The sequence below is a fragment of the Cytobacillus horneckiae genome (assembly GCF_002835735.1).
Taxonomy (GTDB): Bacteria; Bacillota; Bacilli; order Bacillales; family Cytobacillaceae; genus Cytobacillus; species Cytobacillus horneckiae.
The window spans coordinates 26,556-38,940 of record NZ_PISD01000055.1 but is presented as its reverse complement, the minus strand read 5'-3'; the positions used below and the strand labels follow the sequence as shown (position 1 = coordinate 38,940).

The window sequence follows — 12,385 nt, the reverse complement described above, 5'->3', positions numbered from 1 at the left end:
TTTTATACTTTCTTATCTTTTTAGAAAAACTTGGCTATCGCCAAGCTTTTGGACGAATGTCATCGTTTTCCTTATGCAATCTCTATTCAATATTAATGAATGTGGATATCCTTTTTGAGAATGAATCAAGTTTAAATAATTAATTTACAAAGAGCACAGTTAACATCTTAAAGTAACCATGCAAACAGTTGAATTAATCCAGCTGAAGCAAGGCGAAGGACAATAATCGCAACAATTGGCGAAATATCAATCATACCTAGCGGTGGAATAATTTTTCTGAACGGGTCTAAGTAAGGCTCACAAATTCGTGCTAAAAACTGGCCAATGGCTGACTCTCTAGCATTTGGAAACCATGATAATAAAATATAAATAATCAAGGCCCATGAATAAAGCTGAATTAATTGCAATAAAACATTAAGCAAAACTCCCATAAACTGCTACCACCTCGTATTTTCTGCATCCTGATCCTGTATCAGCTGCGAAATATTCCCTGATACTTCAACATTATCAGGTGTACACAGAAATATATCTGTTCCTATCTTTTGGATGTCTCCACCAATGGCATAAACTGTACCGCTTAAAAAATCAACAATGCGTTTTGCCTGATCCTTTTCAATCCGCTGTAAATTTACAACTACTGCTTTCCTGTTTTTCAATTGGTCAGCAATATCCTGTGCCTCAGCATAGACCCTCGGTTCAATCAACACAACTTTTGAAGACTTTTGCACACTCTGAAGGCTAACAACATTCTGCTTTGGAGTAGATTGCTGCTGCCTTTGTGTTTGCTTTGCTGATGAAGATTCCTCTTCTTTTATGTACTCATCATCGCGATCATCATATTCATCGTCGTCATCCAAGAAGAAGAATGTCTTAAATTTCGATTTTATACTCATCCTTCATTCACCCTCCTTGCAATTCATTTCCAACTAATGCTGTACCAATGCGCACCATTGTAGCACCCTCTTCAATGGCAATTTGAAAATCATTCGACATTCCCATTGAGAGCTCTGTGCAAGGTGCAAAGGGAAGCTTCAGTTCATTTACTTCTTCCTGTATAGCCTTTAAACGCTTAAAGCATGAACGCAACATATTCTCATCCTGAGTATACGGGGCCATAGTCATTAAGCCAATGACGCGAATATTTGGGAATGCTTTCATCGCTTGTACAAAATCAATGACTGCTTCTGGCTCAAGCCCTTGTTTTGATTCTTCCCCAGATACATTTACTTGTACGAGACAGTCTATATTCTTATCGGCCCTTTTATCGATTTCTTTCGCAAGTGAAATGCGGTCAAGTGAATGAATGCAATCAACCTTATCAATCATATTTTTTACTTTACGCGATTGAAGGCTGCCGATAAAATGCCATGTCGGCTTATTCTTTAACACTTCCCACTTGGCGTTTAGTCCTTCGTCCCTATTTTCTCCTAAATTTACAATGCCAGCTTCAAGTGCTTCAGCAGCTCTCTCGACTGATACATACTTCGTTACTGCAATAATCTTTATGTCCTTTGGATCTCTATTAGCTCTATTACAAGCTTGTATAATTGCTTTATTTATTCCTTTTAAGTTTTCCTGCACTTCCATCTAGCTTACCTTTCCTCCTTCCAGCCAATAAAACTCATCATTCTCCCTGTATGCCCTTTATCCCTGCGATGGGAGAAAAAAAGATCATGATGACAGCTGGTACAATAATTCGTTACTTGAAGGCTGCTTTCAATAATTCCTGCACGAATTAAGATTTGTTTATTTAGCAATTTTAAATCAAGAGAATATTGCCCTTCACTAATTTGTTGATAAGGTTTGCTATATTCCCCTCCGATGAACCGTTTTGCTTGATCGATGACAAAATCATTAACGATATAGCAGTCTTGGCAGATTCCAGGACCAATAGCGACTTTTATTTCACTGGCTTTTATCCCCTTAGCTTTAAAACGTTTGACCATTTCCTCAGCAATTCCATTTACTGTCCCTTTCCAACCGGCATGGACAATCCCGATAGCATTAGAACTGGGATGTAGAAAATAGATAGGAATACAGTCAGCATAACACATCGTCAACAGGATACCCTTACTTGAAGTAAAAAAACCATCTGTCCCTTTGAATGAATCTTCATACGACATGGAGCCTCTTCCACTTTGGTGTTCACTGATGTTTTCAATATGAGTTTGATGCGTTTGCTCCGCACCTACCCATTGTTCTATAGGAAAGTGAATGATCTCTCCTAATTCTCGACGGTTTTTAAGTACATCTCCCTCGGAATCCTTCACATGCAAACCCATATTTAAGGAGGAGAAAGCCCCTTGACTAAAGCCACCTTGTTTAGTGGTCATGCCAGCAATGATGCCATAAGTTTGATTCCAATCATCAATCATGACAAATTCTCTTTGTTGTAATTTAAATGGCTCCATTTATTTGACCCCATTTTTTTCTTTAGTTTACCATATTGCCGAAATTGTTTACAGCTATAACTATGAATCCTCTGTTACTTCTTCAGATTTCTCAAATGTTTCCTCTTTGAAACGAACTAAAATGACATCTTCCCCAATTTTTAAAATATTGTTCCAAGGAATGATCAAATCTTCATCTTTCCGGAAAAGCCCCAGCATCTTTCCAGAACCACCGACAATGACTGCATCAATTTTTCCGTTGTTTAAATTTATATCGATATCGTCTATATTGCCTAGCTTTCGTCCATCCGCTACATTAACGACATCCTTCATTTGAAAATCTGATATCCGAATCACGCTCCATCCACTCCTACAAAAAATTAGTCTATTAAAACTATATGTGGTGAGCAGGTGGAAAAATGATAGAATCAATTAATTTTCAGTGAAGAAATAAACTTTGCACATACAAATGAAAAAGCTGCCATGTTAATGGCAGCTTAGCTTTGAATATTTTTATTCATTTGTTTAATTGCGGCTTTTTCTAAACGTGAAACCTGTGCCTGTGAGATACCGATTTCCTCAGCAACCTCCATTTGGGTCTTACCTTGAAAGAATCGCTTCCTCAAAATCAGTTTTTCACGATCATTGAGCCTTCTCATTCCTTCTTTTAAAGCAAGCTCTTCAATCCATTGAATGTCTTTATTCTTCTCATCGCTCAATTGGTCCATGACGAAAATTGGATCCCCGCCATCATTATAAATTGGCTCAAATAAAGAAACTGGATCTTGAATTGCATCTAGGGCAAATACGATTTCTTCATGAGGAATATCCAATTCTTTTGCAATTTCTTCTGCTGTTGGTTCCTTAGAAGTTTTGCTCATTAGCCGTTCACGAACCTGTAAGGCTTTATAGGCAATATCTCTTAATGAACGGGAAACTCTTATCGGATTATTGTCTCTTAAATACCTTCTAATCTCCCCGATAATCATTGGAACCGCATAAGTGGAAAACTTCACGTTTTGACTTAAATCAAAATTATCAATAGATTTCATGAGACCGATACATCCAACCTGGAATAAGTCATCCACAAATTCACCTCTATTATTAAAGCGCTGAATGACGCTTAATACGAGGCGAAGATTTCCATTCACAAGGCTTTCTCTCGCATATGTATCGCCCTTATGCATTTGCTTGAAGAGTGCTCTCATTTCTTCGTTCTTTAATACTGGAAGCTTTGATGTGTCTACACCGCAAATTTCTACTTTATTTCGAGTCAATCCATTTCCCTCCTCATAGGAGTTGCTGTACAAAAAACAGTATCTCCCCTAGAAGGAAAAATATGCACATTGGATTGCTCGTAAAATTGTAAAAATCTTAAATGATGATGAATAGCCTTTAAACCATCACATTTTTAGAGAAATAATTTTTTCGAAAAATATTTTCAAACGTTTTACACCATTTTATTAAATTCCTTTTTCAATCTTTTTATAATCCTTTTCTCAAGCCGAGAAATATAAGATTGAGAAATCCCAAGCATATCTGCGACGTCTTTTTGTGTCTTTTCTTCATCCGCACCGAGACCAAACCTTAGCTCCATAATCTGTTTCTCACGGTCTGATAGCTGGTGCAATGCTTTTAACAATAATTTTTTATCCACATTTGCCTCTAAATCTTTAGTAATAATATCTTCCTCAGTACCTAAGACATCTGATAAAAGCAGTTCATTTCCATCCCAATCAATATTAAGCGGTTCATCAAAAGAAACCTCTGAACGAATTTTATTATTTCTTCTTAAATACATGAGAATTTCGTTTTCAATACATCTTGATGCATATGTAGCTAGTTTGATTTTTTTCTCAGGATTGAATGTATTTACAGCTTTTATAAGGCCGATTGTCCCAATGCTTATTAGATCCTCAATATTAATTCCCGTGTTTTCGAATTTACGGGCAATATATACAACCAAACGCAAATTTCTTTCGATTAATATTGAACGGGCTGCTTTATCTCCCTTAGGAAGCTTAACTAGCAGCAGTTCTTCTTCTTCTTTGCTTAGAGGCGGAGGCAATGCTTCGCTTCCGCCGATATAGTATATTTCATCCGTTTTTAAGCCCAGTTTGATTAAAATCTTATACCAGTAATAAGATAAGCGAAGTTTTAGTTTTTTCAATCTATATCCTCCTTCTAATTTTGTCACTTTTGAGTATGTTTTATAAAGGGTACAAAAATTTCTACCTAACTAACTTTCTTTGCTCCAGTAAGCATTTTTGGATGTACGATACATTGAAACGCATCGTCCGCAGATAGCTGCTGCATGGAGAAGGATACAAGTCCTTTTTCAACATCGATGATCTCTTCTTTTGTTTCAAGGACAATGCTGTCAGGTTTAATTGCTAAAATAAGCTGATGGTCACTTCCAACTACTTTAGATGGTATAACTTTAATGAGTGATTCCCAATCTGCATGAATTGGCTGTTTTCCAAGTATTGCTTCATCTGGATTTTGGGCGATTCTCACTAATTCCTTTGGTAATTGATCAACAACGTCCTTGATGGAAACAAACATAACCGGCATTCTGGAAATCGGATCATACAATTGATTGCCGCTGTCAACTAGACCTTTAAATTGATATTTCTTCCCCTTTATCTCAATCCACACCTGGATAAGTGAATCATACTGAATCTTCGTCATTTCCAATGATTCCATATTCTTCTTTGATAAATGCCATGCAATAGGAAAACCAAGAAGTACGAATAACCAGCTAATCGGATCGCCAAAGCCTTTTACACTTGCAATCATCACTGAGCTTGTTAAATCATTATCAAATTTTAAAAAGTAGTGAACGCCTATCAATGACCCGCCTATTAAAAAGGTCGTTAAATAAAATGTCATTAAACCTTTTAAAAAGTACGTCAATCGTTTAAACCCAAAAGCTGCCATTACCATTACAACTGAAAATAATAATTTTACCATTGGGTGACTTGAATAAGAATGAAGTGGTGTAATTGATAATAAGATAATAACTGAGCCTATCAAACCTCCCATTAAAATCCTCCATAAACGAACATCCCTTTTTAGAAGGATAGCTGTTAAATAAAGGAGAAGGCTATCAAACAAAAAGTTCAATGCCCAGATTATATCCAAATATATGGCCAACCCGCTTCCCCCTTATATTTTTCCTATTGAATAAAAACTAGCAGTTATGACTGTGTATTCTGTTAAAAAAAGTATAGCGTATAAAAAAAAATAAAGATGTCACTTTCTGTTGGTAAACCAGCAGAAATTTTCACTATTCTATACGGATTTTGTCATTATTTCGTTTACATATTTTTTCTGGACGGACATGCAATTGAATCGAGAATTGTTTTACTATCGAATGAGTAAAAAAAACATGACCCTCAAAATAGTTTACTAGTATCTTTTACCAAACAAAAAAACGCCCGATGGAGAATGACTCCTGGGCGTTTCGTTTATTATCTTCTACGATTGCGGTTTCGCAGGAAGGTTGGAATATCCAATGTATCTTCTGGAGCTTCCTTGTTCGAGCTTCTTGGTGTTTGCTGTTCATGCGTGGCAGCTTCTTCTCTTTCACGCTCTCGCACTTGTTCACGTTTTGGTGCACTGGCACCAATATTCGATTTATTTTGTCCAAAGGATGGTCTAGTCGGCTTCGTTTGAATTACTTCTTCGTTAAAGCCTGTAGCAATGACTGTCACTACAATTTCATCCTTTAAGTCTTCATTAATAACTGAGCCGAAAATCATATTTACGTCTTGGTCAGATGCAGAGGCAACAATATCAGCTGCTTCTTGCACTTCATATAAGCTTAGATTCGATCCGCCTGTTATGTTCATTAGAACGCCTTGAGCACCATCGATAGATTTCTCTAACAATGGAGACGAAATTGCTTTTTTCGCCGCTTCTGCTGCTCGGTTTTCACCAGCTGCAAGCCCTATACCCATTAGGGCTGAACCTTTGTTAGACATGATTGTTTTTACATCGGCAAAGTCAAGATTAATTAGACCAGGTGTTGCAATTAAATCTGAAATACCTTGTACACCTTGTCGAAGAACATTATCTGCTTCGCGGAATGCTTCAAGCATCGGCGTGCTTTTATCTACAATTTCTAAAAGGCGATCATTTGGAATCACAATTAAAGTGTCAACTGCATCTTTCATCGATGCAATTCCACCTGCTGCCTGTGTAGAACGCTTTCTACCTTCAAAAGTGAATGGTCTTGTCACAACTCCTACTGTTAAAGCGCCTAAATCACGGGCGATTTGGGCAATGACAGGAGCCGCACCAGTACCTGTACCACCGCCCATACCAGCAGTAACAAATACCATATCTGCTCCTTTTAACGCTTCTTCAACCTGCTCTTTGCTCTCTTCAGCAGCCTTCTTTCCTACTTCAGGGTTTGCACCCGCTCCTAAGCCTCTTGTTAGCTTACCACCAATTTGCATTTTTACTTCTGCTTTTGATAGATTAAGTGCTTGTGCATCAGTATTAACAGCAATAAACTCTACTCCTTGAACACCATGTTCAATCATTCGGTTTACTGCGTTATTACCGCCGCCGCCGACACCTATTACTTTTATAGTTGCTAATGAATCTAAATTAGTATCAAATTCTAACATGACAAATCCTCCTAATTCGTCGATATTCCTAAGAACACCTTTTTCTGATTCGCTCATCTTTATTTAAGTCAAAATGATGAAATACTTTAACTTTTGCTTTCTCTTGGTAGACCTTTTTTTCACCATATTTTGCAGATTGCAATGTTGATAATGGCTCTATCGTGCGAATCTTCAGCTACTCAAAAAAGTATCCAAGGAACTTTTTAACTCTTGATGTCACTTTCTCTTCTGGCTCTTTCTCCGGTTTCTTGTTTGAATGAGATTGTTTTTGCACCCTCTTTTCTTTCAAATCCGGCTGCTCAACAAGTGTATCCATTTTTCTTCCTTGTATTTTAGCATTTTTATAAGCAAACTTTATTAAGCCTACTGCTGTACAATATTGAGGTTCTCTTACTCCAATATAATCTGGAACAGCAATGCGGACTCTATTTTGGAATACGACTTGTGCTAATTCCAGTATTCCTTGCGTATTAGCTACACCGCCACATAATACAAAGCCTCCAGGAAGATCTTCGCCCCCTAAACGCTTTACTTCATGTGCGATCAGGTCAAAAATCTCTTCCATTCTAGCTTCAATAATATCGGAAATCTCTAATTGATTAAATTGTTGATGCTGATCGCTACCAATGATGGGAACACTGAAAACTTCCTCTTCAGACGCATGATCATAAAAAGCATATCCATATTTTACTTTTATCTTTTCTGCATCTTCAGTAGAAGTCCTAAGGCCTATCGATAAATCCTTGGTAATATGTTCCCCACCAACAGGCAGAACGCTCGTTTCTTTCAGGACACCTTGTTCAAAAATAGCAATGGTTGTGGAGCCGCCCCCCATATCAATCAGCGCCACCCCAAGATTTTTTTCATCTTTTGATAAAGCAAAAGCTCCGGCTGCTAATGGTTGGAGTGTAATATCCATAATCTCCAGGCCTGCTCGCTCTACACAGCGCAAAGTATTATGTAATAAAGTTTTAGAACCTGTAATAATGGTTCCTTCCATCTCAAGCCTAACGCCAATCATTCCTCTAGGATCATTTATTTCATCTAAACCGTCAACAATAAACTGTCTAGGAATAATATCGATAATATCTCTTTCAGGCGGAATTGACACGACTTGAGCTGCATCCATTACTCTCGCAACATCTTCATCAGTTATTTCTTTATTCTCACTTGATACTGCTACTACTCCATGTGATGGCTGAAGCATGACATGGTTGCCTGTAATTCCGACAATTACTCTCTTAATCTCCATGCCAATCATTCTCTCAGCTTGCTCAATTGCTCTTCTAATAGAATGAACGGTTTCATCTATATCAACAATGGAGCCTTTCCTCAACCCTTCAGACTGCACATTGCCTACACCAATAATGTTCAAAGAGTCATTGACCATTTCGCCAATGATTACTTTTACACTGGATGTACCGATGTCAAGGCTGACATATATTTCATTGCTGTTCATTCTTTGGCACCTCCCTTTTGCGATTCAAACTTTTTGAACAACATAAACATGCTAATACGTACTTACCTAATTCGGAGTATGATTAAACATAATTATTTTTTTGATATTAATAAAATTATTCGTCAAAACTAAACTATTCCCTTTTTTAAAAAACATTTTTTTTCTATTTTTCTTTCTTACTTGTCCATTTTGTCAATAATATTCTACGAATGACTGCTATATTTTGAAATAGCCTGACACCAAACGCAAATATTGCTGCTAAGTATAAGTCTACACCAAGATGAACACCTAGAAAAGCAAGACCTGCTGCTAAAATTATATTAAAGAAGAAACCTGATACGAACACCATTTCATCATACATATCCTGCAAATGAGCACGAATGCCACCGAATAACGTATCCAATGCTGCCAGCACTGCAATCGATAAATAATTCGAGTATTCTTCTGGTATTTTAATGTCTGTCATAAAGCCGAAAAACAGCCCTATTATTAATCCCAATACAGGTAGCCACATTAGGAACTTCCTCCTTCTGCAGACTTGACAGGTTCCATATGCATAATACGGATCGAATCTTCATAGGCAGGAATGGTTATCTCCTTGTTTGCCTTTGCAGTTTCTAATCTTAAATGATCGATAAAGAAGTCTTCAGCAGATTTAGATACTTGCATCCTTTTATATAATAATTCTGCCGCCTGCTGATTTTCTGCAATTACTTTTATTTCAATCGGCAAACTTTGGATGGAATAGCCATCTATTTTTGTTTCATTATTTATATCCCGTATTACCGTTGAATTAATCACTCGATGGTCATCAATTGACACGTATTGTGCCCCATATCTGTTAAGTTCATTTAAAAGCCGCTTCAATAAATCAGGAGAAATCTTTCCTACCGGCTTCCCTAATAGCATTTCCTCTTCAATCGGAGAAATTGTGAGAATAAGGCCATGCCCTTTAACCACTGTTAATCCTGCTTCTGATTTCAGTTCGTCTAGCGTATCCTTTAATACCTGCTCTTTGCCGTGAAGACGATCCGTTTCATATTGAGCAATCTTTTCTTCATTTGAGCGGATTTCCCGGAGCAAACGTAGCTCTAATTCTTTTTCTTTCTGCAAATCTTCTCTCAATTGCCAAGTATCACGGGTGTCGCGAACAATTGGCTCTTTTACAGCTCTAAATTGAATGGCAATCATAAAGCCGACCAAAATGCTAATTAATGTAAAAACGATATATTTTCTGCTCACTTTTTACCCACCGACTTCCCATAAGCTTCAACATAAAGGAATGAAGCATACCATTCGTTAAAGCTGGAAAGAATCAGCTTCCTAACAATGGATCCATTACAATTTCAGGTTTTTTTTCCATCGAAAATTGTACATTATCATTAACTAGCAAGTCTTTTACTCCACCTGTTAAGTTTAATGCAGAAGCCATTACTTCCGCATCACCAATTGCAGAAATAACAAATGGTGCAGGATGTTGAAAACCATCAACCTCAATGACGGGTCCATTACAGACTATGTATGAATTATGTGTGAGTCTCTGCCCGTTAATAGAAATGGCTGAAGCTCCAGATATAAACAGCTCATTAATGACTTGAAAGACATGATGTTCATGGACAATATAGTTATTGGCAGAGTCCTCATCAGGGTTATACTCGCTGTCCTCTAAAATAACTTCTACTCCTTGGCCTTTTACCTTCACCTTGCCGAGATACATTCGATATTTTTCTGTATCCTCCGCCAAGTTATAAAGTATTTGCTCTTCCTTCGCAAAGCCTTTTTCAATGTCTTGCACCATTTCCTGTTTCTCAAACAGCTCATGCTGCAGTCCACGATTTTTTTCTTCCACTTCAACAAGTTGATCTCTTAACATTTGATCTCTCTCCCATTGGTTGCTGGTCATTTGTATGCCTTCATTCTCCTCATTTGCGAGTTGATATGAATAGGCAATGATAAACCCTAAACCGATAAAAACTAAGGAGAAAAAAACGCGATTACTCCGCATCTTCCGCTTTTTCTTCATTACCTGCAGCTCCTTCTTCACCATATGGTTTAAAGTAAGAGCCCACTTCTAAATCAATTATACCTTTGCTATTTGAATCGATTTGCGCAATAAGTGAGGGATAATGTGCCATTTTTTCAGAAAAGCTTCGCAAAGAAGCAATGACTTCAAAACCGTCATTCATGTAGAGGGTAATGCGATATTGATCAGATTCCTTTGGTGTATGATGAATTTCTGATATTGAATTTTGCACTTCCTCTGGCAAATTTTCAAGATCCTTTATCATTGCTTTAAGCGGCTCACCTTCAGAAAAGCCAAACAATATTGGTGCATTTGCAGGAATTTCTTCACTCTCCTGCCCCTTTAAAATTTTTCCGTTTTCGAGGACAGGTAGATATGATTTCTCATTCATTATATAAGCCATTCGTTTGTACTCACTAACCTCTAAGATGACTGTATTTGGCAGCTTAATTTTTACATCAGCACTTTTCATTTGCGGAAGATTTTTCAAACTCTTACTAATCTCTGTTTTATCAACCTTCCAAATGTTAGTATTGTCACTTAATCCACTTACCTTTATCACTTCTTCATTACTATAAATATTATTTCCGGATATTTCTATCTTCTTAATATTACTCAAAGGTGATTGGAAATAAACGACTAAAGCAATCAATAAGAAGAACAATAAAAGCAGGAAGATCAGCCTTCTGTTCGCTTTCTTTTTTCTTTGTTGTTTAAGCTTTGGAATTCGGTCCTCTAGAGAGACAATTTTGCCTTTTTCCAACCTAATCACCTCGTATTAAGCACGACCCTATTTTCCCTATAAAGGCTTGTCCAAAAATATGGAAGAAAACCTTTATAATATAGTAAATGAAAGTCAATAAAGCTTCTGTATCTAACTTCCCGTATGATAGTTCCATTATATACATCTATTGAATGATTATATCACAATAATTGGAACAACATCGGGTCTTTTTTCGCTACTTTCGACCTATTATTTCAACCTCAGTTTCCAATTTTACATCAAATTTATTAAAAACTGTGTCTTTTGCATGCTGAATCAGCGCAAGAACGTCAGCTGCAGTAGCATTCCCTTTATTTACAATAAAATTACCATGCATTTCAGAGATTTGCGCACCGCCTAACGAATGTCCTTTAAGCCCAGCTGATTCAATAAGCTGCCCAGCATATTTAGGAAGCGGATTTCTAAATATACTGCCTGCACAAGGGTCGTTGTATGGCTGAGTATTTTTTCGATAATCCTTATTCTTTTGCATCTCAGCAGAAATTTTATCTTTGTCTCCCGCTATTAATGAGAACACAGCTTCGATTACAATTCCCGGACGCTTTTTTTGCAAAACAGAAGTTCGATAGGAGAATGCCATCTCATCATTTGTTAGCCATTCCATTTGTCCATTAGGAAATAATATATGGGCTGCTGTTAAGATATTGCTTATATCTGAGCCATGGGCACCGGCATTCATATATACCGCTCCGCCAACCGATCCAGGTATTCCGCTGGCAAATTCTAAGCCGGAATAGCCTTTACGACTTATTTGAGTGGCAAGGGCGACAAGGGGATATCCTCCGCCTACACGCAGGTTTCCACCATCCATATCTATATCATTAACACCCTTGCCTAATTTAATGACAACACCTTCAATGCCATCGTCTGATACCAACAGATTGGATCCCCGTCCGATAGCCGTCCATTTCACTTTATGTTCAACAATCATTTCCATAGCTGTTTGCAGCCCTTCAATGGTCGAAGGTTCAATAAATATATCTGCAGGGCCGCCAATTTTCATTGTAGTATGATTAGCTAATGGCTCATTTTCCTTTACAATACCAATATTTGAATCTTTTAGTTTTTGTAATAATGACTGCATGCATACCG

General features: G+C 37.3%; 15 protein-coding genes. All 15 read right to left on the bottom strand.

The window, feature by feature from the left end:
- Positions 1-167 precede the first annotated feature (167 nt).
- Positions 168-431 (bottom strand): YggT family protein, encoded by a 264-nt coding sequence (locus tag CWS20_RS22015; protein WP_066196979.1) that lies wholly within the window; start codon positions 429-431, stop codon positions 168-170.
- A 6-nt stretch (positions 432-437) separates the two neighbouring features.
- Positions 438-893, bottom strand: coding sequence for a cell division protein SepF (locus CWS20_RS22010; protein WP_066196977.1), 456 nt, complete (start codon positions 891-893; stop codon positions 438-440).
- Between the two features lie 7 nt (positions 894-900).
- Positions 901-1,587 carry a YggS family pyridoxal phosphate-dependent enzyme gene (locus CWS20_RS22005; protein ID WP_066196974.1) on the bottom strand — a complete coding sequence of 229 codons (687 nt, stop codon included), beginning with the start codon at positions 1,585-1,587 and terminating at the stop codon, positions 901-903.
- A gap of 5 nt (positions 1,588-1,592) precedes the next feature.
- Positions 1,593-2,411, bottom strand: a complete 819-nt coding sequence (gene pgeF, locus CWS20_RS22000; protein ID WP_066196972.1) for a peptidoglycan editing factor PgeF — start codon at positions 2,409-2,411, stop codon at positions 1,593-1,595.
- Positions 2,412-2,471: 60 nt separating this feature from the next.
- Entirely contained in the window at positions 2,472-2,747 is a 276-nt protein-coding gene (locus CWS20_RS21995; RefSeq protein ID WP_066196971.1) for a YlmC/YmxH family sporulation protein, read from the bottom strand.
- Positions 2,748-2,887: 140 nt separating this feature from the next.
- Positions 2,888-3,667, bottom strand: a complete 780-nt coding sequence (gene sigG / locus CWS20_RS21990) for an RNA polymerase sporulation sigma factor SigG (protein WP_066196969.1) — start codon at positions 3,665-3,667, stop codon at positions 2,888-2,890.
- Positions 3,668-3,840: 173 nt separating this feature from the next.
- Entirely contained in the window at positions 3,841-4,560 is a 720-nt protein-coding gene (gene sigE / locus CWS20_RS21985; RefSeq protein WP_066196967.1) for an RNA polymerase sporulation sigma factor SigE, read from the bottom strand.
- Positions 4,561-4,625: 65 nt separating this feature from the next.
- Positions 4,626-5,546 (bottom strand): sigma-E processing peptidase SpoIIGA, encoded by a 921-nt coding sequence (gene spoIIGA, locus CWS20_RS21980; RefSeq protein ID WP_066196965.1) that lies wholly within the window; start codon positions 5,544-5,546, stop codon positions 4,626-4,628.
- Positions 5,547-5,863: 317 nt separating this feature from the next.
- Positions 5,864-7,027: a cell division protein FtsZ gene (gene ftsZ / locus CWS20_RS21975; RefSeq protein ID WP_066196962.1), complete on the bottom strand. Its 1,164-nt coding sequence runs from the start codon at positions 7,025-7,027 to the stop codon at positions 5,864-5,866.
- Positions 7,028-7,202: 175 nt separating this feature from the next.
- Complete coding sequence (gene ftsA, locus CWS20_RS21970; RefSeq protein WP_066196960.1) at positions 7,203-8,486, bottom strand: cell division protein FtsA; 1,284 nt, start codon at positions 8,484-8,486, stop codon at positions 7,203-7,205.
- A gap of 163 nt (positions 8,487-8,649) precedes the next feature.
- Positions 8,650-9,000 (bottom strand): small basic family protein, encoded by a 351-nt coding sequence (locus CWS20_RS21965; protein WP_066196958.1) that lies wholly within the window; start codon positions 8,998-9,000, stop codon positions 8,650-8,652.
- Positions 9,000-9,677 (bottom strand): DUF881 domain-containing protein, encoded by a 678-nt coding sequence (locus CWS20_RS21960; protein WP_066201523.1) that lies wholly within the window; start codon positions 9,675-9,677, stop codon positions 9,000-9,002. The genes CWS20_RS21965 and CWS20_RS21960 overlap by 1 nt, the downstream gene beginning before the upstream one ends.
- A 124-nt stretch (positions 9,678-9,801) precedes the next feature.
- Positions 9,802-10,509 carry a DUF881 domain-containing protein gene (locus CWS20_RS21955; RefSeq protein WP_083957356.1) on the bottom strand — a complete coding sequence of 236 codons (708 nt, stop codon included), beginning with the start codon at positions 10,507-10,509 and terminating at the stop codon, positions 9,802-9,804.
- Entirely contained in the window at positions 10,481-11,272 is a 792-nt protein-coding gene (locus CWS20_RS21950) for a cell division protein FtsQ/DivIB (RefSeq protein WP_066196954.1), read from the bottom strand. The genes CWS20_RS21955 and CWS20_RS21950 overlap by 29 nt, the downstream gene beginning before the upstream one ends.
- A 196-nt stretch (positions 11,273-11,468) precedes the next feature.
- Positions 11,469-12,377 carry a UDP-N-acetylmuramate dehydrogenase gene (murB, locus tag CWS20_RS21945; RefSeq protein WP_066196952.1) on the bottom strand — a complete coding sequence of 303 codons (909 nt, stop codon included), beginning with the start codon at positions 12,375-12,377 and terminating at the stop codon, positions 11,469-11,471.
- Between the last annotated feature and the right edge of the window lie 8 nt (positions 12,378-12,385).